26 protein-coding genes are annotated in these 25,330 nt (G+C 61.7%); 8 read left to right on the plus strand and 18 right to left on the minus strand.

Annotation, left to right across the window (positions count from 1 at the left end; translation table 11 throughout):
• Window position 1: 1 nt before the first annotated feature.
• From IC757_RS09155 to flgB, 8 genes are all read right to left on the minus strand, one after another.
• Window positions 2-1,102, minus strand: coding sequence for a flagellar basal body P-ring protein FlgI (locus IC757_RS09155; RefSeq protein WP_223846346.1), 1,101 nt, complete (start codon window positions 1,100-1,102; stop codon window positions 2-4).
• A gap of 50 nt (window positions 1,103-1,152) precedes the next feature.
• Window positions 1,153-1,824 (minus strand): flagellar basal body L-ring protein FlgH, encoded by a 672-nt coding sequence (locus IC757_RS09160; RefSeq protein WP_411913457.1) that lies wholly within the window; start codon window positions 1,822-1,824, stop codon window positions 1,153-1,155.
• A 4-nt stretch (window positions 1,825-1,828) separates the two neighbouring features.
• Entirely contained in the window at window positions 1,829-2,611 is a 783-nt protein-coding gene (gene flgG / locus IC757_RS09165) for a flagellar basal-body rod protein FlgG (protein ID WP_190974015.1), read from the minus strand.
• 75 nt (window positions 2,612-2,686) lie between these two features.
• On the minus strand, window positions 2,687-3,430 hold the full coding sequence (locus tag IC757_RS09170) for a flagellar basal body rod protein FlgF (RefSeq protein ID WP_190974016.1): 744 nt from the start codon (window positions 3,428-3,430) through the stop codon (window positions 2,687-2,689).
• A 46-nt stretch (window positions 3,431-3,476) separates the two neighbouring features.
• Complete coding sequence (flgE, locus tag IC757_RS09175; protein ID WP_190974017.1) at window positions 3,477-4,688, minus strand: flagellar hook protein FlgE; 1,212 nt, start codon at window positions 4,686-4,688, stop codon at window positions 3,477-3,479.
• A gap of 28 nt (window positions 4,689-4,716) precedes the next feature.
• The gene (locus IC757_RS09180) at window positions 4,717-5,391 is read right to left on the minus strand and encodes a flagellar hook assembly protein FlgD (protein ID WP_190974018.1); all 675 of its coding nucleotides are present in this window, start codon (window positions 5,389-5,391) and stop codon (window positions 4,717-4,719) included.
• 21 nt (window positions 5,392-5,412) lie between these two features.
• Window positions 5,413-5,826, minus strand: coding sequence for a flagellar basal body rod protein FlgC (gene flgC, locus IC757_RS09185; protein ID WP_190974019.1), 414 nt, complete (start codon window positions 5,824-5,826; stop codon window positions 5,413-5,415).
• Window positions 5,823-6,233 carry a flagellar basal body rod protein FlgB gene (flgB, locus tag IC757_RS09190; protein WP_190974020.1) on the minus strand — a complete coding sequence of 137 codons (411 nt, stop codon included), beginning with the start codon at window positions 6,231-6,233 and terminating at the stop codon, window positions 5,823-5,825. Before flgB ends, flgC begins: the two co-directional genes overlap by 4 nt.
• Window positions 6,234-6,523: 290 nt before the next feature.
• Here flgB and flgA point away from each other — a divergent pair, with 290 nt between their 5' ends.
• The 5 genes from flgA to IC757_RS09215 all read left to right on the plus strand — a co-directional run bounded on the left by flgA (window position 6,524) and on the right by IC757_RS09215 (window position 10,172).
• Window positions 6,524-7,219: a flagellar basal body P-ring formation chaperone FlgA gene (flgA, locus tag IC757_RS09195; protein WP_190974021.1), complete on the plus strand. Its 696-nt coding sequence runs from the start codon at window positions 6,524-6,526 to the stop codon at window positions 7,217-7,219.
• A 94-nt stretch (window positions 7,220-7,313) separates the two neighbouring features.
• Window positions 7,314-7,622: a flagellar biosynthesis anti-sigma factor FlgM gene (gene flgM, locus IC757_RS09200; protein ID WP_190974022.1), complete on the plus strand. Its 309-nt coding sequence runs from the start codon at window positions 7,314-7,316 to the stop codon at window positions 7,620-7,622.
• 2 nt (window positions 7,623-7,624) lie between these two features.
• Window positions 7,625-8,113, plus strand: coding sequence for a flagella synthesis protein FlgN (locus IC757_RS09205; RefSeq protein ID WP_190974023.1), 489 nt, complete (start codon window positions 7,625-7,627; stop codon window positions 8,111-8,113).
• Window positions 8,114-8,172: 59 nt separating this feature from the next.
• A complete protein-coding gene (locus tag IC757_RS09210; protein WP_190974024.1) occupies window positions 8,173-8,862 on the plus strand; it encodes a flagellar brake protein in 690 nt (229 codons plus the stop codon).
• A gap of 29 nt (window positions 8,863-8,891) precedes the next feature.
• On the plus strand, window positions 8,892-10,172 hold the full coding sequence (locus tag IC757_RS09215) for an EAL and HDOD domain-containing protein (protein WP_190974025.1): 1,281 nt from the start codon (window positions 8,892-8,894) through the stop codon (window positions 10,170-10,172).
• 32 nt (window positions 10,173-10,204) lie between these two features.
• Here the strand turns inward: IC757_RS09215 and IC757_RS09220 are convergent, their stop codons facing one another.
• Window positions 10,205-10,585, minus strand: a complete 381-nt coding sequence (locus IC757_RS09220) for a hypothetical protein (RefSeq protein ID WP_190974026.1) — start codon at window positions 10,583-10,585, stop codon at window positions 10,205-10,207.
• Window positions 10,586-10,913: 328 nt separating this feature from the next.
• Between IC757_RS09220 and IC757_RS09225 the strand changes: the two genes are divergently transcribed.
• Window positions 10,914-11,354, plus strand: coding sequence for a host attachment protein (locus IC757_RS09225; protein WP_190974027.1), 441 nt, complete (start codon window positions 10,914-10,916; stop codon window positions 11,352-11,354).
• Between the two features lie 26 nt (window positions 11,355-11,380).
• On the opposite strand, the gene recJ is transcribed toward IC757_RS09225, so the two are convergent.
• The 8 genes from recJ to IC757_RS09265 form a co-directional block, all read right to left on the minus strand.
• The gene (gene recJ, locus IC757_RS09230; RefSeq protein WP_190974028.1) at window positions 11,381-13,099 is read right to left on the minus strand and encodes a single-stranded-DNA-specific exonuclease RecJ; all 1,719 of its coding nucleotides are present in this window, start codon (window positions 13,097-13,099) and stop codon (window positions 11,381-11,383) included.
• On the minus strand, window positions 13,096-13,863 hold the full coding sequence (locus IC757_RS09235) for a hypothetical protein (RefSeq protein ID WP_190974029.1): 768 nt from the start codon (window positions 13,861-13,863) through the stop codon (window positions 13,096-13,098). Before IC757_RS09235 ends, recJ begins: the two co-directional genes overlap by 4 nt.
• 121 nt (window positions 13,864-13,984) lie before the next feature.
• Window positions 13,985-14,470: a transcription elongation factor GreA gene (greA, locus tag IC757_RS09240; protein ID WP_190974030.1), complete on the minus strand. Its 486-nt coding sequence runs from the start codon at window positions 14,468-14,470 to the stop codon at window positions 13,985-13,987.
• Between the two features lie 9 nt (window positions 14,471-14,479).
• Complete coding sequence (gene carB, locus IC757_RS09245; protein WP_190974031.1) at window positions 14,480-17,692, minus strand: carbamoyl-phosphate synthase large subunit; 3,213 nt, start codon at window positions 17,690-17,692, stop codon at window positions 14,480-14,482.
• A gap of 45 nt (window positions 17,693-17,737) precedes the next feature.
• Window positions 17,738-18,112 carry a GxxExxY protein gene (locus IC757_RS09250; protein ID WP_190974032.1) on the minus strand — a complete coding sequence of 125 codons (375 nt, stop codon included), beginning with the start codon at window positions 18,110-18,112 and terminating at the stop codon, window positions 17,738-17,740.
• Entirely contained in the window at window positions 18,109-19,239 is a 1,131-nt protein-coding gene (carA, locus tag IC757_RS09255; protein WP_190974033.1) for a glutamine-hydrolyzing carbamoyl-phosphate synthase small subunit, read from the minus strand. The genes IC757_RS09250 and carA overlap by 4 nt, the downstream gene beginning before the upstream one ends.
• Before the next feature lie 186 nt (window positions 19,240-19,425).
• A complete protein-coding gene (locus IC757_RS09260; protein ID WP_190974034.1) occupies window positions 19,426-19,917 on the minus strand; it encodes a DUF1249 domain-containing protein in 492 nt (163 codons plus the stop codon).
• A gap of 53 nt (window positions 19,918-19,970) precedes the next feature.
• On the minus strand, window positions 19,971-20,786 hold the full coding sequence (locus IC757_RS09265) for a pyruvate, water dikinase regulatory protein (RefSeq protein WP_190974035.1): 816 nt from the start codon (window positions 20,784-20,786) through the stop codon (window positions 19,971-19,973).
• A 62-nt stretch (window positions 20,787-20,848) separates the two neighbouring features.
• Between IC757_RS09265 and ppsA the strand changes: the two genes are divergently transcribed.
• Window positions 20,849-23,203, plus strand: coding sequence for a phosphoenolpyruvate synthase (ppsA, locus tag IC757_RS09270; RefSeq protein ID WP_190974036.1), 2,355 nt, complete (start codon window positions 20,849-20,851; stop codon window positions 23,201-23,203).
• A 248-nt stretch (window positions 23,204-23,451) separates the two neighbouring features.
• On the opposite strand, the gene orn is transcribed toward ppsA, so the two are convergent.
• The gene (gene orn / locus IC757_RS09275; protein WP_190974037.1) at window positions 23,452-24,006 is read right to left on the minus strand and encodes an oligoribonuclease; all 555 of its coding nucleotides are present in this window, start codon (window positions 24,004-24,006) and stop codon (window positions 23,452-23,454) included.
• 44 nt (window positions 24,007-24,050) lie between these two features.
• Between orn and rsgA the strand changes: the two genes are divergently transcribed.
• Window positions 24,051-24,950, plus strand: a complete 900-nt coding sequence (gene rsgA, locus IC757_RS09280; RefSeq protein ID WP_190974038.1) for a ribosome small subunit-dependent GTPase A — start codon at window positions 24,051-24,053, stop codon at window positions 24,948-24,950.
• Window positions 24,951-25,330: the final 380 nt, after the last annotated feature.

Below are 25,330 nucleotides of genomic sequence, written 5' to 3' on the forward strand. Positions count from 1 at the left end.
TTCAGATGACCATCAGCTCGGCGCGTAGCGCACCCGCCTGCTTCAAGGCTTCCATGATGGCAACGACATCACCGGGGGCGGCTCCAACCTGGTTGACCGCCTGAACGATATCGTTGAGCGACACACCGGCTTCGAACAGGAACATCCGGGCATCTTCTTCCACGACCTCGATCTCGGTTCGCGGCACCACCACGGTCTCGCCTTCGGTAAATGGACGTGGCTGCTCCACCTCGGGGCGTTCGGTAATGGTGACCGATAGCGAGCCGTGCGACACAGCCGCCGGCCTTACCCGAACATGGCTTCCAATCACTACCGTGCCGGTACGGGAATTGACGATGACCCGGGCCGGTGCTTCGCCTGGCTGCACTTCTATTTCTTCCAGCATGGCCATGTAGGCCACGCGCTGGGCCGGATCATCCGGGGCCTGGACCTCGATCGAGACCGCGTCCAGAGGCCGGGCCGTGCCCATGCCCATGACCCGGTTGATTGCCTCGACCACCCGATGCGCGGTGGTGAAATCCGGCGTGTGCAGGTTGATCATCAGCGTGTCGGATTCAAGAAATGCAGTCGGCACTTCGCGCTCGACCGTGGCGCCGTTGGGTATGCGCCCACTGGATGGCACGTTGACCGTAATGCTGGAGCCATCCTGACCGGCCACGCCAAACCCGCTCACGATCAGGTTGCCCTGGGCAATGGCGTAAACCTCGCCATCGGCACCGCGCAGCGGAGACATCAGCAGGCTGCCACCACGCAGGCTCTGGGCGTTACCAATGGAATTGACGGTGACGTCTATCCGGTTGCCCGACTTGGCAAAAGCCGGCAGCTCCGCGTGAATCGTCACCGCAGCCACGTTCTGCAACTGCGGATTGATGTTGTCCGGCAACGTAACGCCAAACTGCTTGAGCATGTTGGCGATGGACTGGATCGCATACGGTGCCTGGCTGGTCTGATCGCCGGTGCCATCCAGCCCCACCACCAGGCCATACCCGATCAACTGGTTGGGCCGCACGCCCGAGACCGAAGCCAGATCTTTCAGGCGCTCTCCCGGCATGGCCGGATCAAACTCGTCTGCTGAAAGCGGCAGCGACAGGACCAGGGCCATCAGGGCGAAGGGGACCGAACGGATCAGCAGTTTCATGAACTTTCCTCGCATCAGAACGGCGTAAGAGGGGACTGGAAGAATCGTGACAGCCAGCCCTGGCGGTTGCTGTCGGCCAGGGTGCCGGTGGCGCGATAGTCGATACGGGCATCAGCCACTTTGAAAGAAGGCACCGAGTTGTCGGGCCGGATATCGGCCGGCCGCACGATGCCGGCAATGCGCAGGTACTCGCGACTCTGATTGATCGTGATCCAGCGCTCTCCACGCACCATCAGGTTGCCGTTGGGCAGTCGCTTGTAGACGGTGACCGTGATGTTGCCGTCCATTTGATGGCTCTGCTCGCTGCTGCCCTCGCCATTGAACTCGTGATCGGAACCCAGCACGTTGGAAAACAGCGGCAGCCCGCTGCGGCGGGTGGGTTCGTTTCCGAACAATGTCGGGTTGGAGATCTCCGACGAAGTACCGCGTTGGGTGTTGGTGCTGGCGCTGGCACTGGCCGTGGTGCTTTCGACCAGCCGCACCGTGATGGTGTCGCCGACGCGTTGAGCCTTGACGTCTTCGAACAGACCTCCCCCCCGGCCGGTCTGGTAGATCGAACCGGTTGGAACGGGTTCCTCGGCCATGACCGGCGGCTCAGGCATGGTTGCAGTCCAGTCGTCGATGGGCTGCGGTGTGGCGCAGGCGACCAACAGACCAATGGCCGCCAGACTGGCCAACCATTTCATGGGGTTACAGGTTATTGTTGACATAACGCAGCATCTCGTCGGAGGTGGCGATGGCCTTCGAATTCATCTCGTAGGCGCGCTGGGTCTCGATCATGTTGACCAGCTCTTCGACCACGTTGACGTTGGAGCCCTCGACCATGCCCTGGGCCAGCGTGCCCAGGCCGTTGAGCCCGGGTGTTCCGGTCAGCGCCGGGCCGCTGGCACCGGTTTCGAGAAACAGGTTCTCGCCGCGCGGCTCGAGACCGCCGGGGTTGACGAAATCAGCCAGCTGGACGGTACCCACCTGGACCGGCTCGGCCTGCCCCGGAAGCCGTGCACTGACCGTGCCGTCGGTTCCGATGGTCAGACTCTGGGCACCTTCGGGAATATTGATGTTGGGCTGCAGCAGGTAACCGCTGGCGGTCACCATTTCACCCTGCGAATTGATCTGGAATGATCCGTCGCGGGTATAGGCCTGGGTGCCGTCGGGCATCTGGATCTGAAAGAAACCGCGACCCTGCACTGCCATGTCGAAGGCGTTGTCGGTCTTGACCAGGTTGCCCTGGGTAAACATCTTTTCGGTTGCCACGACCCGTGCCCCGGTGCCGAGGTACAGGCCGGAGGGCATCTCGTTTTCTTGCGAGGTCTGTCCGCCGGCCTGGCGTACATTTTGATATATCAGGTCCTCGAACACGGCCCGACCGCGCTTGAAGCCGGTGGTATTGACGTTGGCCAGGTTGTTGGAGACCACCGACATGCGCGTCTGCTGCGCATCGAGGCCGGTCTTTGAAATCCACAGTGACTGCATGACATCTCCTTGCAAGAGAATGGTTCACAACGGCGACAGGCCGTTTACCGGTACCGCTGCAAAAGCGGTGCCAGGTCAACTCATTCGCAATAGTTCAGCGGCCTTGCCGGCGTTCTCCTCGGCATTGCGCATCATCCGCACCTGGAGCTCGAACTTGCGCGCCAGGCCGATCATGTCGACCATGGCCTCGGCCATGTTGACGTTGCTCGATTCCAGGTGTCCGCTGAGCAACTTGACCTCGGCACTGGCCGGCGGTATGGGACCTTCGGCCACGCCAAACAGGCCATCCTCGCGGCGTCGCACCTGCTCGGCCTCGACCTCGACCAGGCGAATCCGATCAACCACGGCCTGGGCCTCGGGTCCCTGCCCCATGGGCACCACTGATACCGTGCCGTCTTCGCCGATGGTCAGCTTGGCGTGTGGCGGCACGGCAATCTGGCCGCCATCGCCGAGCACCGGATGACCATCGCCGGTCGTGAGCAGGCCGGTGGCGTCGAGTTGCAGATCGCCACGGCGAGTCAATGACTCGCCTCCTTCGGGGTCCTGAACCACGATCCAGCCCTCTTCCTGGCGCACGGCCACGTCGAGATCTCGCCCGGTAGTCATGAGTGTTCCGGCATCGAGGTTGACGCCAGCCTCACGAGTCAGGGTATTGACCCGGGTGGGAGCGCCGGGGCCACTGACCTCGCGTGAAACCGCAGCGTGCTCGATGGCCTTGTAGGCCGGCGTGTTGGCATTGGCAATATTGTGCGAGGTCACGGCCTGCGCATCCATTACCTGCCGGGTGCCGGTCATGTTGACGTAAAGCGAGCGATCCATGGACGTTCACCTCCTGGCTGTCACCGGGACATCAGAAATCCGATGATCAGCGGATATTGATAATGGTCTGGGTGATGTTGTCGGCCGTCGAAATCATCTGGGCATTGGCCTGGAAATTTCGCTGGGCGGTGATCATGTTGACCAGTTCCTCGGTGAGGTTGACATTGGCCGACTCCAGAGCGCCCGACTGAATCACGCCGAAGCTTCCCGTGCGCGCCTCGCCACGAAGCGCCTGGCCCGACTCGAAGGTTTCGGCCCATGCGGTATCACCGATTTTCTCCAGGCCTTGCGGGTTGGCGAATGAAGTCAGCGCCACCTTGCCCAGGGCATCGGACTGGCCATTGGTAAAGCGCGCAAACACCACCCCTTCCTCGCTGATATCAACACCGATGAGTCGACCGCTGGCAAAACCATCCTGGGTCAGGTTGTTGACCGTGAAGGCCGAGCCGAACTGCGTCGTGTTGGAAAAGTCGGTGTCCAGATCGATGTCGTCGGCACCCGTGGGCGGCGTCCAGATACCGAAATTGAGCGTGCCACCGGGCGGATCGATCAGCGAACCGGACCCATCGAATTCAATGAGCTCGGCACCACCGACCGGATCATCGTTGATCTGCAGGTGTACTTCCCATTCGTTGTCATTGGCGGTCTTGCGGAAGTAGTAGGTGGCCTGATGTTCGGTACCGAGGGAATCGAAGATGGTGACTGACCGGGTATGGTTGTAGCTGTCGGGATCGTCGGGATCAAATGCCACGCCCGGCTCGATTGCATCGGCCGGCAGATTCAACCCGGCCTCCACTTCGCTACTGGCCTGGGGTGCACTGTCGGTGGTAATCAGACGAAGGTCTTCGAGCTGGCCGGTGTTGAACTCATCCCCCTGCTCCGGATAGACCTGCAGGCGGGCACCGGTTGCGTTGACGACAAAACCATTGCGATCCACCCCGAATGCACCCGCGCGGGTGTAAGTGGTGGCGCCGCCGTCATTGAGCGTGAAAAAGCCGTCACCGCTGATGGCCAGGTCGAGATTGTTCTCGGTGAAATCGATATTGCCCTGGGTAATCTGCTGATCCACCGAGGCCAGGCGGACACCCTGCCCCGTGGCATTGGACGATACCGACTGCAAACCCGTGGCGAACAACTCCATGAAGTTGGCGCGTGAACGCTTGAAGCCGGTCGTGTTGACATTGGACACGTTGTTGGCCGTGACATTGAGATCGGATGATGCGGCGTTGAGGCCGGAAAGTGATACCTGAAATGGCATGATGTTCTCCTTGGAACAGGGTTCTAACTCAGGAAATTTCCTTGGCCTGGTTGAGCAATGCCGAACCCAGACCCCTTAGTTGCATGGTGATTTCGCCTTCATCGGCGAAGGTAATACTCTGAATCTGCCCCCATAACAGGGTGCCGGCCGGCTCTGACTGGTTGCCGGAATTGAATCGAGCGTCTATTGAGTACTGACCGGGAGCCATGGGATTGCCATCATCGTCCAGGCCATCCCATTCGAATCGCGCCCGCCCCCCGTCGTCACGCCCGACAGCGATTTCGCGTACGACTTCTCCGGTAGCGTCACGAATCCGCACAGTGCCCTGGTTGACGCCGTCAGGCAGTCGTACCGCACCGGCCACCGGGCTGAGGCCGTCATGCTCGATGACATCGGCCTCGACCAGCGCCGAACGCCCGACCAGCGTGGCCGCCTGCAGTGTCTGGTTCCCGAGCAGAATTTCCGAGTTTTCCTCGACCCGCTCGGTCAAATCGCCGATGCCGCTCACGGTCGAGAATTGGGCCATTTGCCCCAGAAAGTCACCATTCTCCATCGGGTCGAAAGGATCCTGGTTCTGGAGCTGGGCAATCATCAGGCGCAGGAAGTCTTCCTGGCCCAGGCTGTCGGTATGCTGACGCCCGCCCTGGTGGCCGTCGTGCATTCTCACGTTTGAAAGATTCTCTATCTGCGAGATGTCCAGCATTTGAAGACTCTCCTTAGTTAATCAGCGGCCGAGATTGATGGTTCTCAGCAGCATCTCTTTCGATGTATTGAGAACTTCAACGTTGTTCTGGAACGAGCGCGAAGCCGAAATCATGTTGGTCATCTCTTCGGCAATATTGACGTTGCTGCGAAAGATGTAGCCCTGGTCGTTGGCCAGGGGATGACCCGGTGCGTACTCGCTGACCGGGGGTGCGCCGTTCTCGGTGATCGCGCTGATCCTGACACCACCGGCGGTATCACCACTGATGCTGCGTTCAAGCAGGGTTTCGAAGACCGGCTGACGGGAACGATAGGCCTCTTCGGCACTGCCGCTGACCGAATCGGAATTGGCCAGGTTGGATGCCGTGGTGTTGAGCCGAACCGACTGCGCACTCATGCCGGAACCGGCGATGTCGAATACCTTGAACAGATTCATGGTGTGCTGCCTCCCTTGATCGCGGCAACCAGCGATCGGATGCGTCCATTGAGGAACTCCAGGCTGGCCTGATACTGGATGGAATTGCGGGCGAACTCGGCTTTCTCGACCTGGGTGTCCACCGTGTTGCCATCCTGGCTGGGCTGCAGGGAATTGCGATAAATCTTCTGTGCACCACCGGCGCCATGACTGCCGCCCATGTGACTGGCGTGAGTCACCTGCATGCGATCACCGCTCGCCGCCTGACCCTGTGCCGCCTGAAGTGCAGCACTGAAGTCCAGATCACGGGCGCGGTAGCCCGGCGTGTCGGCGTTGGCGATATTGGATGCCAGAACTTCGTTTCGCTGCGAGCGAAACTGAAGCGCCTGGGCATGGATTCCAAAATACTTGTCGAGATTGATACTCATGATCGCTTGCTCGAGTTCAGGCCCCTTGCCGGGTCCGCTTTTGTCCTGCCCATTGGGGATGCAAAGCCTGTGCCACCCCTTCCGATCTGCCCGGCAATGCACGCATATGCTCAGCCGCATGCCCTGTTGGGCAAATGGATCGCGGATGGCGGTAGCCGGCAACGGCCAATCAATGCCGCCCGAAGCGGCAAGATTCTGCCGCCCGGTTCCGGCCCGGTCCCGCTCTGGCTGGCACATGCTTTGCAACAGACCGACTGCATGGCGACAGTCCGCCTCCTGGTACAGAGATCATGAATAACCGAGCACTTCTGATCATGTTTTTTACCGCCACGATGCTGTCGGGGCCGCTGTATGCCGACATCCACCCGCTGGATGACATTCGTTCGGCAGCTCGGACGCACGTGGTCGAAAGACTGGGTAGCCGGGCAGAGTACGCCCATGCCGAGCCCGGTCAGCTCGACCGTCGGCTGCGCCTGTCGCGCTGTGATCAGCCCCTGGACACCTTTTCTGCGGCCGGCAGCAACAGTGGCGGCAACACCAGCGTGGGCGTACGCTGCCCGGACTCACCGGGCTGGACCCTGTATGTGCCCGTGCGCGTAGAGATGCGTCGTGAAGTCATTGCCCTGCGGCATGCCATGGGCCGCGACAGCGTGCTGCACGACGACGACCTGAAGACCATCGAGGTCGACGTGTCGCGACACGCCCGCGGCTATTTCACCCGCAAGGACGAGTTGGTGGGACGCACTCTGACTCGTGCCGTGGGCGGCGGCACTGTTCTGAGTCCCGCAGTGGTCGCCCAGCCGGCCATGGTCCGTCGCGGGCAGCGGGTTACCCTGATTGCCGGCGACGGCCCGGTCGCCGTACGTGCCCCCGCCGAAGCCCTTTCCGACGGCCGCCGCGGGCAACGCGTACAGGTTCGCAACCTGTCGTCCGGCCGGGTCATCGAGGGGGTGGTTCGCAGTCCCACCGAGGTGACGGTACAATGATGCAGCGTGAATTTTTTTGCGATCGTGGCCTAAAGTTTGCAGCCAGACGGCCGATAGAGTTCACAGAAGCCTGGTTTTTTCCGGAGGCAGTCCAATGACCGACAAGATCACGGGTGTATCGAGGCAGGTCACCCAACAGCCCACGCGCACTGGTGGCCGGGAATCGGTCAGTCAGGGCGCGTCGGCCGGGAACGCCACCCATTCAAGGGCGTCTGATTCGGTCAGCCTGACCCGTTCGGCCGAGCAGATGCAGCGCCTTCTGGTCACCGCCGAAGGCAATGAGGCTGCCGAAACCAGCCGGGTCGAGCAGATTCGTCTCGCCCTGGAAAGCGGCGATTATCGTATCGATGCGCAGGACATCGCCGAGCGGCTGCTGTCGCTCGACCGGCAGATGGGAGATTGAAAATGATCCGCGGCCCGCAACAATGCGCCCGGGAACTGGCCGAACTTTTCTCCGGACAGCATGAATGTGCCGTCGCCCTGCTCGAGGCGCTTGAGCATGAACGCGAAGCGTTGACCTCCGGCGATGCCGCCGCACTCGAGACCGCCACCATTGAGAAGAACGCCCTGGTTGAGCGCATGGAAGGTCTTGACCGGCGCCAGCAGCAGTTGCTTCGCTCCCTGCCCTCCGGCACTTCCCCCGACAGCATGAGCCAGGTCTTGAGCTGGTGCGATGAAGACGGCAGCCTGGCCCGAACCCACGAACAGGCCGCCCAACGCATCATTCAGTGCCAGCAGGCCAACCAGCGCAACGGACTGATCGTTCAGCAACGCCTCGGTCATGTCCGGCGCGCCCTGAATATCCTGCGTGATGCCCACACCGACATGCTGACTTATGGACCGGATGGTCGCAGCGGCCCGGATGGAGGATCCAGGCTACTGGCCGAGGGCTGAAGCAGGTAACATGGCGGGTTGCCAAACCCCCATTCAGCAGATAATGAGCCTCGCTTGCCATGCGTGACACCGAAATTACCGATCATGCCCAGACATACGGGCTGCTCGGCCGCCTTCGGGATCAGCGCGTTCTCTTGCACATCCGCCGGCCTGACCAGGCCGAACCGGATCTCTCCATGCTGCTGACCGTCGATCCCGAAAGGCGTGAGCTTGTCTTCGACCTGCCCCCCGAACCGGCCAGCCAGCACTACGAGGGCAACGAAGACCTGACGGTCCGGACCCGGCTGGACGGAATCGACCTGCGTTTTTCGGTTCAACTGCGCGGTCTGACCGATCTCCAGGGCTTCAGGGCGCTGGCCGCCTACTGGCCCAACCGGATCATGTACCGCCAGCGACGTCGCAGTTTTCGGGTCAAGCTGGCGGCCCGGGCAGCACCGATCGAGATCTCGATTGACAACGAAACATCGATAAGCGGCTCGCTGATCGATATCTCGGTGGGCGGGTTCGGCGCCCTGATCAGTCGTGACGTTGACCTGGCGGAGTTCGAGCGGGTCGACTGCAGCCTGGAGCTGCATAACCAGAGGCTGAAGTTGCAGGCCGAGATCCGGTCGCTGACCGACTCCACCCAGCCGCGCTATAATCGTCTCGGTGCCAGTTTCGTGGAAATGGATCCGGCACAGCGGCGCCAGCTTGAGCGACTGGTCGCCGAACTGGAGCGACTAGCCATTCGCACCGATCACACGCGCTGACATTCCAGCCCGACAAGGCAGCAATTCTTATGACAGAAAGCAGGGATTCACTTTCCGTTCAGGAGCTTACCGAGGAAGAGCAGGACCGGCATCGCGTCTACATGGCCCGACAGCCCATCTTTGATGGCGATCTCGAGGTCTACGGATACGAACTTCTCTTCCGTGGTTCAGGTCAGGCTGACCAGGCGGAAATTTCCGGCAGTGCCGGTGCCGGGGAAGCGGCAACCTCCACCGTCATGCTCAACTCCATCATGGAGTTCGACCTCGAGAACCTGGTCGGCGATCGCATCGCCTTTTTCAACCTGACGCGCGAGTTCCTGCTCGCCGGCACCGACCTGCCCTTCAGCAGCACCAATGTGGGTATCGAGGTGCTGGAGAACTCCAAGGTCGACGACGATCTGCTCAACGCACTGGAGCACCTGGCACTGCTGGGCTACGAGATCGCGCTGGATGACTTCACCTGGGGGCCGGGTGCAGACCGGCTGCTGTCGGTAGCCAGCATGGTCAAGCTCGATATCCAGGATCTGGACCGGGAAGAACTGCCGCGGATTGTTGCCGAGCTGCAGAACAAGCAGGTCAAGCTGGTGGCCGAAAAGGTTGAAACTCATGAAGAAATGGAGATGTGCCGCCGGCTGGGCTTTGACTACTTCCAGGGCTTTTTCCTGTGCAAGCCCACGACACTCAGCGCACGTCGTCTGCCGGAGAGCAAGCTCAACACCCTGCGCCTGATTGCAAAGCTGCAGGAGCCGGATGTCACGCCCGCCCAGCTTGAAGAGATTATCCAGCACGACGTGACCTTGAACTACCGGCTGCTGAGAACGGTGAACTCGGCCTACTACGGGCTGGCCGTGAAGATCCGCTCGATTTCGCATGCCGTGGTCTACCTGGGTATTCCCACCATTCGCAGCTGGGCCCGGCTGCTGGTGCTCTCGGGGTTGGAAGACCGGCCCAGTGAACTGGTCAGGCTGGCACTGACCCGGGCCCGCATGTGTCAGTTGCTGACAGAAAACCTGTCAGACGAGGCCAGTGAAGCGGCCTTTACCGTCGGGCTGTTCTCGCTCCTCGATGCCATGCTGGATATTCCCATGGACAGGATTCTTCCGCAGTTGCCGCTGGACGAACCACTGATCGAGGCCCTGGAAACCCGCGACGGGCCCTACGGCCGTCTGCTGACGGCCGTTACACGTTACGAACAGGGGGAATGGGACGAGATCGATCATGACCTCTATCCCGTGGAACGACTGACCTCTGCCTACATGGAGGCACTGGCCTGGGCCCGGGAACAGTACCGGGCCCTGATGTCTGGATAATTCGGTGTGCGAATCGTGGTGCAGGCTGGCCCTTACCAGACCTGCACGTCGGTGATGGCAACCGAGAACTCGGCCATGTTGCTGTTGTAGCGCATCATCGGACCGAAGTCGAAATCATGCTGTTCACCGGGGGCCAGGTTGGCGGTTGCCGCCGGCCAGCCTTCGACGGTTGTCACCACACCGCCGCCGCCATCCAGGGCCTGAATCTCGACCTGCGCGGCCGCCTCGGAGCTGCAATTGTTGACCAAGGTGCCGGTCACACGCAGCCGCGGACAACGCCGCCCCGAACACTGCTGCACTTCCACGTCGAAGTTCTCGACATTGAAGTCCGAACGGGCACACTCGGCCATAGCAACCTCGGCTCCCGCCATCGACATGCACACCGCCATTGCGGCTATGACGTACTTGGTCACTTCACGTTCTCCTGTCATTCCTGTTGATAACATTATGTTGTTGGGTAAGTTGGCTGCCCCCCAAATTCGTCGGGGCGCATGCCATGCTTCCACTTCCTTTATCGGCCTCGGCGAGCGCGGTCTTTAGCAGAATCGACGTCGACTTCATCGCGTTTGTCGGCACGGCGCTTGTATTCGGTCACATCCGATCGCAATTGGGTATAGTGGAACCTGCAGATTCGCAGCATTCCACCGTCGGTCCGGTCAGTGACCCGGGATCAGGACGGAGGCCTGCTGGCAATCAGAATACGGCTACCCCGGCAAGACCTTCCAAGGAGCAAGACAGAACATGACGCAATATCGAATCCTGGTGGCCGATGCGGCCCGCGCGCGCCTGTTTTCTCGTGAAAAGAAGTTCAGTCCCCCGGTCGAAATCGACAGCCTGGTCCACCCGGAATCGCGACTGAGGCGTCAGGACCTGGTCAGCGACCGTCCCGGCCAGGTGTTCGAGTCACGCACGCCCGGCGAAAACATCAATGAAGAGCCCACCGACCCGAGAACGGCCGAAGCGGCCAGTTTTGCTCGTGAACTGGCCCACAAGCTGCGTGAGGATCGAGTCCACGGCGGCTACAAGCACCTGATCGTGGTCGCCGAACCGCGTCTGCTGGGGATGCTGCGCAAGGCGCTCGACGACGACACCCGGCAAACCGTGGTCCTGGAGATCAGCCGCAACCTCACCCGCGCCAAGGTCGGCGAGATTGCCGAAGCAATCGATACCGAGCTCCAGTAGCCAATCAGCCGGCGAGGCCGTCTGCTTCAGTCTCTGTCAACCAGGTAGAGAATGCGAAGCTGGGGGCGTGACTGCCCTTTCCAGCGGTTGACCTCCAGAGCGTAGGCCACGTGCAACGGATCGGGCAGCTCCTGGTAACAAAGTCGGCCGGCGCCGAAAGCGATCGCATCCACGCTCGCTCCCCCGTCGAGTGGCTTGAGGCGCAATTTGAGGTGCCCGGATCCCACTTCGCGTCGCTCCTGAACCTGGAAGCGGTCATCGAACAGCGGGGCCGGCCAGGTCTGGCCCCATGGGCCGGCACGATCCAGCGCCTCTGCCGTTTCAGTGGTCAGCCAGTGACCGTCCAGCGCCCCGTCGCTCCAGACCACGTCCTCTCCGAACTCCCTGCTTTCCAGTATGTTGTCAAAGCATTCCCTGAACGACTCCAGGTTCGCTGACGACAGGCTCAAGCCCGCCGCCCGGGCATGACCTCCGAAACGATCGATCAGGCCCGGCTGCCGGGTATCGATCTCGACCAGCAAATCACGCATGTGGATCCCGGCCGGTGAACGCGCCGACCCCTTGAGCAACCCGCCTGTGGCATCTGCCGGGGCAAACGCGACGACCGGGCGTTGCAGGCGGTCCATCAGGCGGCCCGCCACCAGCCCGACCACCCCGGAATGCCAGTCGGGATCGAAGACACACAGTCCGTTCGGCTGACCACGGGTCTGTTCGGCCAGCCGCCTGGCCTGTTCCTCGGCCTGTTCCTCGGCCAGTTCCTGCATTTCGGCCTGGATGGACTGCCGTTCACGATTGAGCGCATCCAGTTGTCCGGCTATCGCATGAGCCTCGCTTTCGCTTTCGGCCAGCAGGCACCGCACACCGATCCCCATGTCGTCCAGTCGACCGGCGGCATTGAGGCGCGGGGCGGCGGCAAACCCGAGATCCGCGGCGGTGACATGACGAAGGTTGCGACCCGCCACTTCCAGGAGATATCGCACCCCCGGGCTACAGCGGCCGGCCCGAATTCGCATCAGCCCCTGGTGGACCAGGCGGCGGTTGTTTTCGTCCAGTGGTACCAGGTCAGCCACCGTGCCCAGGGCGACCAGATCAAGCCAGGCATCAAGACGTGGCTGTTTGCCGGCAAACCCACCCTGATCCCGGACATGAGCACGCAAGCCCATAAGCAGGTAGAACATCACACCGACACCGGCCAGGCATGCCGACGGAAAACGCTCACCCGGCAGTTGCGGATTGATGATGGCATCGGCCGCCGGGAGCTGCTCGGAGGGCAGGTGATGATCGGTGACAATGACGCGCATGCCTCGCTGTCGGGCCAGCGCAACGCCCTCCACGGAACTCACGCCCTGGTCGACCGTCAGGATCAGGTCCGGCACCGGGTCGGGAATCTCGCTGACCAGCTGTGTCCCCAATCCGTAGCCATGGCGCACCCGGTCCGGGGTCAGCCAGCCCACCCGACGCGCTCCCATGGCGCGCAGCCCGCGTACTGCCAAGGCCGTGCCCGTGGCGCCATCGGCGTCGAAGTCTCCCACCACCAGAATGGATTGATTGTCCACGATAGCCTGGTGCAGCAGCCGGCAGGCCTGATCCATACCGCCCAGACTGGGCGGCAGCAAGCCGGCGAGGCTGTAATCCGGTGCCTGCTTCAGGCCACGCGCGGCCAGAACGCGCGCGGCCACGGGGTGCAACCCCTCCGGGAGGGAACGGGGTACGTCCCGCCGCTTGATGCGAACCTGTCGAATCATGGCCAGCGACTCCAGGCGGCCAGGCGACCGAAGCGCCAGACCCGTTGCCGGTCGGCCAACTCCAGGCCATGGATGCGTCCCAGGCGAAGCGCCCGCCACGCGCGGCGCAGCAACCGCTCCAGAACGCCCAGATTGTCTTCGGCCGAAAGCGCTTGATCGGCCTGCCACTCAAGCATCTGACCGGGCTGCATGGGGTGTTTGCCAGGCGATTCGAGAGGCAGAGCCAGCCAGCGCGCCAGTCCGCCCAGAACCGGATCGTGAGCCTGAATGGCCGAAACCCGGGGACTCACCGGGTCGCTCGGCAGCGGCGAACCTTCCCCCCAGAACCACAATCCGCCCGGACGCGTCAACGACGGCAATGACGGGGCATGCTGGTGAAGCAGTATCTGGGTTTCGCTGAGCAGACGGCGCCAGCGTTGCTGCTCGGGACCCACTGGCAATCGCAGCTCCATACTCCGCCCCGCGAGCGTCCAGGGCGGCATGAACCGGACATCCGGGCGTGATTCCAGCCGCACATACCCGCGCAGCTCGTCAGCAAAGCTCAGCGCCATCCCTTCTTCGTGAAACAGGTCAATCAGTTCACGCGCGGCCGGTGATTCGGGTGGAAGGCGGGCGCCAGCATCCACCCATACCGCGCCCAGATCGGGTTGGAGCCGAACCGGATCGGCACGCAGCCAGATCCCCGCGGCATCCGTCGGGCAGTCGAACATGCGGGTCAGCGCCGCCCAGCCCAGCTCCCTGTCCGCGACCAGCCTGGCCGGCATTTCAGTGGCAGCGTGAGTGGCAGCAGGCGGACCGGCCACGAGGCGCCGGAGCCGATAAGGCAGCCGAACGACTTCTCGGCGAAGTGCGTCCAGCTCGGGAACCCAGACAATGAATCGCCGCTCAGCCTTCGTAGCGCACCTCGACGATTTCATAACTGCGCTTGCCGTTGGGGGCCTGGAAATCCACCTGGTCACCCTCTTCCTTGCCGATCAACGCTCGCGCCAGGGGGGCGCTGATCGACAGCCGGCCTGCCGAGACATCGGCTTCCAGCTCACCGACAATCTGCCAGGTCACCTCATCGGCATCCTCGACATCCTCGAGCAAGGTGACGGTCGCGCCAAACACCACTTTGCTGCCTGCATTGAGCGTGGACACATCAATGACCCGAGAATTGCCCAGGGCCGCTTCGAGCTCCTGGATGCGACCCTCGATAAAACCTTGCTGCTCGCGCGCGGCATGGTACTCGGCGTTTTCCTTTAGATCACCATGCGCCCGCGCCTCGGCGATGGCCTCGATCACGGCCGGCCGCTCGGTCTTCTTGAGACGATCTAGCTCCGCGCGCAGGCGCTCGGCGCCCACCCGTGTCAGCGGTGTCTGGGTCGTCATTTCGTCTCCTCAGGTTTGATGCAGTTCTTCGAGGCTGCGCACGCCTCGCTCGTGCCAATGATCCAGGGCTTTCAACGTCGCCCGTGCGCCGGCGATCGTGGTCGAATAGTTGACCTTGCGCTGCAGGGCCTCGCGCCGGATCGAAAACGAATCGGAAATGGCCTGGCGCCCCTCGGTGGTGTTGACGATGTAGTCAATCTCGTCATTCTTGATCATGTCAACCACGTGGGGGCGACCCTGAATCACTTTGTTGACGTAGTCACAGTCGACGCCGTTTTCAACCAGGAACTGCCAGGTGCCCTGGGTGGCCACCAGCTTGAAACCACGCTTGATCAGTTCCCGCGCCACCGGCAGCAGGCGGTCCTTGTCGGCATCTCGCACACTCAGGAACACTCGTCCTGAATGCTTGATGTTGATATGCACCCCCTGCTGCGCCCTGGCCACGGCCGCACCGAATGACCGACCCACGCCCATGGCCTCACCAGTCGACCGCATCTCCGGCCCCAGAATCGGGTCGACGCCGGGGAACTTGATGAACGGATACACTGGCTCCTTGATGGAATAGAACGGAGATGAAAGATCTTCTGTAATACCTTGATCTTCAAGTCTTCTCCCAATCATGCAGCCGGCGGCCACCTGGGCCAGCGGCACACCGGTGGCCTTGGAAACAAAGGGTACGGTCCGTGATGCGCGGGGGTTGACCTCGATCACGAATATCTCGCCCTCGCGCACGGCAAACTGTACGTTCATCAGGCCGACCACGTTCAATCCCAAAGCCATCTGGCGGGTCTGGCGCTTGAGTTCCTCGATGCAGTCCTCCTCAAGGGAGAACGGCGGCAGGCTGCAGGACGAATCGCCCGAATGCACGCCGGCTTCCTCAATGTGCTCCATGACTCCACCGATGATGACCTGCTCACCGTCACACACGGCATCGACGTCGACTTCGATCGCGTGGTCGAGGAAGTGATCGAGCAGCACCGGCGAGTCGTTGGAGACCTTGACGGCCTCGCGCATGTAGCGGTTGAGTTCGTCTTCGCCATAGACAATATCCATGGCACGCCCGCCCAGCACGTAGGAAGGTCGAACGACCAGCGGATAGCCGATCTCGCGCGCCAGCACCAGCGCCTCGTCGGGGTCGCGGGCCGTGCGATTGGGCGGCTGCTTGAGACCCAGGTCATTGAGCAGACGCTGAAAGCGCTCCCGGTCTTCGGCCAGGTCGATGCAATCGGGCGTGGTGCCGATGATGGGCGCCCCGGCGGCTTCCAGGTCACGTGCCAGCTTCAGCGGGGTCTGCCCACCGAACTGAATGATGATGCCCTCGGGCCGCTCGACCTCGACGATGGACAGGACGTTCTCCAGCGTCAGGGGTTCGAAATACAGGCGGTCGGACGTGTCATAGTCGGTCGAGACGGTTTCCGGATTGCAGTTCACCATGATGGTCTCGAACCCGAGCTCGCGCATGGCCATGGCGGCATGCACACAGCAGTAATCGAATTCGATGCCCTGCCCGATGCGATTCGGCCCGCCACCGAGCACCATGATCTTGCGCTTGTCGGTGGCCGCGGCCTCGCACTGCTCGCCCCAGGTCGAGTACATGTAGGCCGTCGTGGTCGAAAACTCCGCGGCACAGGTATCCACGCGACGGAAACCTGGACGAATGCCATGGTTGCTGCGCAAGTCCCGGATCGACCGTTCGCTCACCCCGGCCAGTTCGGCAATGCGCGCATCGGCAAAACCGTAGCGCTTGAGCTCCAGCAGTCGGTCACAATCCAGCGCGGCAATCCCGCCATCATGGATGGACTGTTCGACTTCGACCAGCTCCTGGACCTGGTCGAGAAACCAGGGGTCGATTTGCGAAAGTCGGTGGACCTCATCAAAAAACATGCCGCGCCGGAAGGCTTCAGCCACGTACAGCAAGCGATCCGAGCCGGCTTCTCGCAGTTCACGCTGAATCAGGGTCAATACATCGTCACCCGACTCGAACTCGACCGGGTCGAGGCCGACCAGCCCGGTTTCCAGGCTTCTGAGCGCTTTCTGCAGCGACTCCTGGAAGGTCCGCCCAAAGGCCATGGCCTCGCCGACTGACTTCATCTGCGTCGTCAGGCGATCGTTGGCCGCCGGAAACTTCTCAAAGGCAAAGCGTGGAATCTTGGTGACCACGTAATCGATGGTCGGCTCGAACGAAGCGGGCGTCGCCCCTCCGGTAATCTCGTTGTCCAGTTCATCGAGCGTATAGCCCACGGCAAGCTTGGCCGCGACCTTGGCGATGGGAAAACCGGTGGCCTTGGAAGCCAGCGCCGAGGAGCGCGAGACGCGCGGATTCATCTCGATGACCACGAGCCGGCCATTGTCCGGGTTGACGGCGAACTGTACGTTGGAGCCACCGGTATCGACACCGATCTTGCGCAGCACGGCAATGGCGGCGTCGCGCAATACCTGGTATTCCTTGTCGGTCAGGGTTTGCGCCGGCGCCACAGTGACCGAATCACCGGTATGCACCCCCATGGGATCGAAATTCTCGATCGAGCAGATGATGATGCAGTTATCGGCCTTGTCGCGCACCACCTCGAGCTCGAATTCTTTCCAGCCCAGCAACGACTCGTCGAGCAGCACCTCGTTGGTGGGCGACAAGTCGAGCCCGTGCTCGACGATCTCGACAAACTCCTCGCGGTTGTAGGCGATGCCGCCGCCCGATCCGCCCATCGTGAACGAGGGACGGATAATGATCGGGAATCCGATGCGCTTCTGGATCTCGATGGCTTCCTCCAGCGAATGGGCCACCTCGGCTTCAGGAGACTCCAGGCCGATGTCGCGCATGGCCTCGCGAAACTCCTCGCGATCCTCGGCCATGTCGATGGCCTGCTTGGAGGCACCGATCATCTCGACGCCGAACTCTTCCAGCACACCCTCGCGGTCGAGGTCCAGCGCGCAGTTCAGGGCCGTCTGTCCGCCCATGGTCGGCAGCAGCGCATCGGGGCGCTCCTTCTCGATGATGTCGCGCACCACGTCCCAGCGGATCGGTTCGATGTAGACCACATCGGCAATCTCCGGGTCGGTCATGATCGTGGCCGGGTTGGAATTGACCAGAATGACCTTGTAGCCCTCCTCCCTGAGCGCCTTGACCGCCTGCACCCCGGAATAGTCGAACTCGCAGGCCTGACCAATGACAATCGGCCCGGCACCGATAATGAGAATGGATTGGATATCTGTACGCTTTGGCATGAAGTTTTTAACCGCAGATGAACGCAGATGAACGCAGATTAAAGGTCATAGCTGATGGACCATGCGCTTTATTTGCGCTTTCGACTGGCCAAAGTTCACCAGCAACCCAAGACGAAAAGACCCACAGCGCAGGTAGTTGAGCAATTGTGCCTGGTGCTCCGGAAGAAGTGTGCTGACTGCCTTGAGTTCCACGACCACACTGTTTTCGACGATAAAGTCCGTTACGAATGCACCTACGACATGGCCATCGTAGCGAACATTGACCTCTGCCTGACGACGGTAGGAAAGCTCTTGTCGGCCGAACTCGATCGCCAGAGCGTTCTCGTAAACCGATTCCAGAAAACCGCTTCCCAGCCCGTTGCTCACGTTGTAAACGCAGCCTATGATTTGCTCCGAAACCTGGTTCAGATCTGCGTTCATCTGCGTTCATCTGCGGTCCCCATCATTTCCACAAAGCGCGCGAACAACGGCCTCAAATCATGCGGCCCGGGGCTGGCCTCGGGGTGGCCCTGGAACCCCATGGCCGGCTTGTTCTGGATACGGATGCCCTGCAGTGAGCCGTCAAAAAGCGAACGGTGAGTGGGAATCACGTGTTCGGGCAGTGAATCCTCGTCTACGGCGAAGCCATGGTTCTGGCTGGTGATCATGACCTGCCCGGTCTGCAGGTCCTTGACCGGGTGGTTGGCGCCATGGTGGCCGAATTTCATCTTCATGGTTCGTGCGCCGGCTGCCAGACCCAGCAATTGATGGCCCAGGCAGATGCCAAAGGTCGGCACGCTCTTCTCAAGCAGGCCGCGAATTGTTTCGATGGCGTAGTCGCAGGGTTCGGGATCACCCGGGCCGTTGGACAACATCACGCCGTCAGGATCGAGTGCCAGCACATCGGACAGCGGCGTTCTGGCTGGCACAACCGTGACCCGACACGCATTGTCGGCCAGCAGGCGCAGAATATTGTTCTTGACACCAAAGTCGTAGCAGACCACGTGATGCCGAGCATCGGCATGGCCAAATTCCGTGCTGGAAAGCTCAAAAGTGCCTTCCGTCCATTCGTGACTGGCTTGCGTGGTCACGGTGCTGGCCAGGTCGCGCCCGCTCATCGGCTCGCACTCACGCGCACGACGAAGCGCCTCGTCCACATCGATACTGTCGCCGGCCATCAGGCAGCCGTTCTGCGCACCTTTTTCACGCAACAGGACGGTCAGCGCCCGCGTGTCGATACCCGCGATGGCGACTCGCCCCTGCTCTGCCAGCCATTCACCCAGCGACAGCGTGGCACGCCAGGAACTGTGCCGACGGGGATAGTGGCGAACAATCAGGCCGGCAGCATGTACCGAGGATGACTCCACATCCACCGGGTTGATGCCGGTATTGCCAACGTGAGAAGCAGTCAGGGTGACTAGCTGGCCGGCATAGCTGGGGTCGGTCAGAATCTCCTGGTAACCGGTCATGGCCGTGTTGAACACCACCTCGCCCACGCTCACGCCAGGCGCGCCGATACCATGGCCGGAAAACGTCGTGCCGTCTTCCAGCGCAAGAATTGCCTTCATTCGGGACAAATTCACATCCTCCGGGTACAAAAAGCGGGCCCAACCGACAAACGGCATGGCCCGCATTTCTTGCCGAACCACGTCCGGCTTCCGGAGCGCAATTGTAAACCAAGCCGTCGCCGCCGGCCAGTGATTCGGTGACTCATCCGACCTCGATCCGGGTGGCGAAGCACGCCGCCAGGCCGATCACGCGCCGTCCGACAGCGCCTCGCTCATCCCTCCGACCGGTGCCGGCACCATGGTATCCGGGCCGTGCCCCTGGGCAATCAGGTAGTCCAGCCATTTCATCAGGGCGCGGTTCAGGCGCCAGCTGCGCACAACCAGCCCCCCTACCGACAGATCCGGCCCGGCAAATCGCTGAATGCCCTGCTCCGGACTAAAGGCCGTGGCCTCGGCCATGGCCGCATCGTGATAGATACGCACGTGAGCATTTGGATTGTGCTGGCGCTCTTCACCGATCACGTGCGAAAGGCGCACGAATGTGGTGTAGGCATGTCGCTCGATGACTTCGAGGTAGAGCACCGGCCCGTCGCCGGCACGCGAATAAAGCAGGTCGCTCACCGCCAGCCCATCGGGCAGCAGGACGTTCAGCGCCTGGTACAGGGCACTGTGAAGCTCGGGCAGCCGTCGCGCCAGAATACGGCTGGACGGATGCAGTTGACGGGTTGCGGTGAGCATGGCCGGCAGAGAATATCACCGGCCCGTCACAATCTCCAGACCCTGAACCAGACTCAGCGATGATCGCGCTCGAGACCAAGATCGAGCAGTATGTGACTGGCCAGCTCCTCGATCGAAGAATCAGTGGACGACAGCATTCTCACCCCCTCGCCACGCAGCATGGCCTCGGCCGCCTCGACCTCGTAGCGGCACTGCCGCATCGAGGCATAGCGCGAGCCCGGCCGCCGATTTTCACGGATCTGGGACAGGCGTTCCGGATTGATGGTCAGCCCGAACAGCTTGTTCCTGTGTCGCCGCAGAAACTCGGGCAGTCGGTTCTGCTCCAGGTCCTCTTCTGTCAGCGGATAGTTGGCTGCCTTGACCCCGTAATGCAGCGCCAGGTACAGGCAGGTCGGCGTTTTGCCCGAACGCGAGACCCCCACCAGGATGACATCGGCATTGTCGAGTCGCTTGGATATGCCGTCATCGTGAGTCAGCGCATAGTTCGTCGCCTCCATGCGGTCCTCGTAGGAGCTGGAATCGCCCATGCCATGGGCCCGACCGACCTTGTCTGAGCGCTCGGTACCCAGCACTTTCTCAAGCGGCCCGATGAACGTGCGGAACATGTCGAACACGTGCGCTTGTGTCCCGGCGACGATCTCGCCCACTTCCGGGTCGACAATGGTGCTGAACACGATGGGCCGGTTGTCCTGGTCGACACCGGCCCGCTCGATCAGGGAAACCGCATCGCGCGCCTTGCTCGGCGTATCCACGAAGGGCAGGCGCACCTGGCGGAAATCAATATCCGAAAACTGCGTGAGCAGGCTGTGCCCGAAGGTTTCGGCGGTAATCGCGGTGCCATCGGAGACAAAGAAAACTGTACGTTTCATCGGGAGTCCGTGGAGTTACAATAAGAGTTTGCTCAAATCCATTACGCAAGGAATCTTCTCAGGTGTCGGAGTATATCCTTTGGCTTGACGAACTTGGAATGGGGGACCTGGAAAAGGTTGGTGGCAAGAACGCCTCGCTGGGAGAAATGATTTCCCACTTGAGCGAAACCGGGGTAAGCGTCCCCGGTGGCTTTGCCACCACCGCGCAGGCCTTCCGGGACTTTCTCGACCAGTCCGGTCTGGCCGAGCGAATCAAGGACCACCTCTCCAGCCTGGACCCGGAGGACACGCGCGCCCTGGCCCGCACCGGGCAGCAGATCCGCCAGTGGATCATGGAAACGCCGCTGCAGGCCGAACTCGAGCAGTCTGTCCGCGAGGCATACTCGCGCATGCAGTCCGAGCATGGCGACAACCTCGCAGTTGCCGTTCGATCCTCCGCCACGGCCGAAGATCTGCCTGACGCTTCGTTTGCAGGTCAGCAGGAAACCTTCCTCAACGTGTGCGGCATCGATTCCGTCCTCGAGAAGATCCACGCCGTATTCGCAAGCCTCTACAACGACCGCGCGATTGCCTACCGCGTACACCACGGCTTCGAACACGAACACGTGGCGCTTTCGGCCGGCATTCAACTGATGGTGCGGGCTGGCAGCGGGGCGGCCGGGGTGCTGTTCACCCTGGATACCGAATCCGGCTACCGGGATGTGGTGTTCATTACTTCCAGCTACGGCCTGGGCGAGTCCGTCGTCCAGGGCGCGGTCAACCCGGATGAATTCTACCTGTTCAAGCCCAACTTGAAAGCCGGCAAGCCGGCCATTCTTCGGCGCTCACTGGGCAGCAAGGCCTCGCGCATGATCTACGGCACCGGCAATGGCGGTGGCGTGCACACCGAAGACACGCCGGAAAGCGATCGTCAGCGTTTCTCAATCAGTGACGAAGAAGCCACGCAACTGGCCAACATGGCGCTGACCATCGAGGCGCACTATGGTCGGCCCATGGACATCGAATGGGGCAAGGACGGAGAGACCGGCGAACTGTTCATCCTCCAGGCCCGGCCGGAAACGGTCAAGAGCCGTTCCGGGCAGACCATGGAGCGTTTCCGACTGGAGAGCACGGGCAAGGTGGTCGCCGAAGGCCGCGCGATTGGCCAGCGCATTGGCCAGGGCAAGGCCAAGGTGATCGAATCGCTGGAGCAGATCCACGATGTGGTGTCCGGAGATGTGCTGGTTACCGATATGACCGATCCGGACTGGGAGCCGATCATGAAGCGCGCCTCGGCCATCGTGACCAATCGTGGCGGTCGAACCTGTCACGCCGCCATCATCGCGCGCGAACTCGGCATTCCGGCCGTGGTGGGCTGCGGAGACGCCACGGAGCGCGTGCCGCATGACACCGAAGTCACCGTTTCATGCAGCGAGGGCGACACCGGGCGCATCTACGAGGGCAAGCTGGAATTCAGCGTCAGTGAAGATTCTCTCGATGACATGCCCAAGGCCCCGCTGAAGATCATGATGAACGTCGCCAACCCCGATCGGGCCTTCGACTTCGCCATGATCCCCAACCATGGCATCGGCCTGGCCCGCCTGGAGTTCATCATCAACCGCATGATCGGCATCCATCCCCTGGCCCTGCTCGGCTACGATGACCAGGCTGAGGACATCCGCGCAGAAATCGACCGGCGCAGCGCCGGCTACAAGGACCCCGAAAGCTTCTACGTCGACAAGCTGGCCGAGGGCATCGCCACCATTGCAGCACCTTTCGGGCCCAACCCGGTCATCGTGCGGCTGTCGGACTTCAAGAGCAACGAGTACGCCAACCTGATTGGCGGCGAACGCTACGAACCCGACGAGGAGAATCCCATGCTCGGCTGGCGCGGTGCCTCGCGCTACGTCGATGAGCAGTTCAAGCCGGCATTCGAGCTGGAGTGCCGGGCCATGAAAAAGGTGCGCGAGGAAATGGGCCTGGACCATGTCTGGGCCATGATTCCCTTCGTGCGCACCGTCGAGGAGGCCAGAGACGTAGTTGAAGTCATGGAGAAATTCGGCCTCAAGCGTGGCGACAACGGCCTGAAACTGATCATGATGTGCGAATTGCCGTCCAATGCAGTCTGCGCAGAAGCCTTCCTGGAGCACTTCGACGGCTTCTCCATCGGATCCAACGACATGACCCAGCTCACCCTGGGCCTGGACCGTGACTCCAGCCTGGTCGCCCACCGCTTCGACGAACGCGACCCGGCCGTCAAGGCCATGCTGTCGATGGCCATCGAAGCCTGCCGCAAACAGGAAAAATACATCGGCATCTGCGGCCAGGGCCCCTCGGACTACCCCGACCTCGCCCAGTGGCTCCTGGACCAGGGCATCGAAAGCATGTCACTCAACCCCGACACCGTAGTCGACACCTGGCGCAAGCTGGCAAAGTAGGGCTCGGGAGTGTGAAGTGTGAAGTGTGAAGTGTGAAGTGGCGGGCGTAATGGATCTTGGTGGAGGCTGGTGAGTCGGGGTCTCCTTTTGGCTCAAGGTGCGAGGTGCGAGGTGCGAGGCACGAGGTGCGAGGTGCGAGGTTCTAGGTTCTAGGTCAATCGAAACCCGTCCCCGAGAATCCACCCGAAAAGAAAGCCGCAAGCCCATGACACTTAACACTTAACACTTAACACTTAACACTTCACACTTCACACTTCACACCCCCCAACCTCCCCCATGAACCGTCGGTAGTAGCGCAGCTCGTCGATGGAATCCCTGATATCCTCGAGTGCCTGATGCGACGATTCCTTGGTAAAGCCTTCGGCAATTTCCGGTGCCCAGCGTCGGGTCAGTTCCTTGACCGTGGAGACATCGAGGTTGCGGTAGTGGAAGAAGGCTTCCAGTTCCGGCATCAGGCGGGCCAGGAAACGGCGATCCTGGCAGATCGAGTTTCCGCACATCGGCGAGGCGCCCGCCGCCACGTACTGCTCGAGAAAGGCCAGGGTCTGGCGCTCGGCCGCGGCCAGATCCACCTGGCTGTCCAGGCAGCGCCGCACCAGCCCCGATTCGGTGTGCGTGCGCGTATTCCATTCATCCATTGCCTCAAGTACGCTGCGCGGGGTGGAAATGGCCAACTCGGGACCGACAGCGATTTCCGCAAGCTGAGCATCGGTCACGATGGTGGCAATCTCGATAATGTGATCGGTATCCGGATCAAGCCCCGTCATTTCCAGATCGATCCAGATCAGATTGTCTTGTTGCATATCGTCGCAAGGGCCGGGAAAACAACTGGTGACTATAACAGCCCATGAACCGGAAAGAGACCCACGTTTCCTGGCGCATGATCCAGGCGGGCACCAACCGCGGCATCGCCCGCGACCCTTCGGGAAACCTGGCCCCGGTGACATTCCGGCGAAAGGTCGGCCGCCCGCTGCCCGGTGACACAGTCGCGATCGATGCGGCCGGGGCGGTGGCCAGAATCGACCCGCGCAAGAACCACTTCGGTCGCGGCGACTCCCGGGGCCTCTTCCGGCCACTGGCCGCCAACCTGGACCAGGTATTGATCGTGATCGCCGCCCGCCCCGCGCCCAGCCCCGACCTGCTGCACCGCTACCTGGCAGCCGCCCACATCCAGGGCATCCCGGCCCGGATCGTGGTCAACAAGTGCGACCTGCCAACGCCCGACCGCCCGCCCTTCGACGAGCTGGATCAACTCTCCGGAATGGGCTACTCCACCCTCTACACTCAGTGCCACCCGAGGATCGAGATTGACCCACTGGCGACCCATCTTGAGGGACGAACCAGCCTGCTGGCCGGCCAATCCGGCGTCGGCAAATCATCCTTGCTCAACGCCTTGCTGCCCGACCTGGAACTTCAAACCGGTTCGCTGTCATCGGTCACCGGCAAGGGCACCCACACCACCACCAGCGCCACCCTGTACCAGTACGGCAACGATGGCTGGCTGGTCGATACCCCCGGAGTCTGGGAGTTCGGACTATGGCAGATGCCAGCCCACACCCTGCAGCAAGGATTCCCGGAGTTCTCCCGGGCCGCCACCCAGTGCCGCTTTCGCGACTGCCTGCACCAGACCGAACCCAACTGCGGCGTACGCGCCGCCGTCACCCAGGGAGACATCCCCCAATTCAGACACACCGCCTGGCTCAGACTGCTGGACGAACAGAGGCGGATTGGGAAGAAGAAAATGTGAAGTGTGAAGTGTGAAGGGGCGGGCTTCGGGGGCTGTGTGGGAGATTGAGGCGGGGGTGGCTTTGGTGGGGGTTGTCGGGTGTTAGGTGTTAGGGATCATGGGCTTGCGGCTTACTCTTTCAGTGAGCTCTCAGGTTTGGGTTTCGATTGACCTAGGGCTTAGAACCTCGAATCTCGTACCTCGCACCTTGAGCCCAAAGGAAACCCCGACATATCAACCTCCACTAAGCCCCAATACGCCCGCCTCTTAACACTTAACACCACTAGTGTCCGGTTAAAAGTGCTCTGAATTGTTAATGGCCAACTAAACTGACCCACTATTGGCCAACAATTTTGACCCACCCCGGGTGGCTTTGGCCACAAAACACTGTAGCGTCCCGT

Origin of the sequence: Wenzhouxiangella sp. AB-CW3, from assembly GCF_014725735.1 — a bacterium.
GTDB lineage: Bacteria > Pseudomonadota > Gammaproteobacteria > Xanthomonadales > Wenzhouxiangellaceae > Wenzhouxiangella.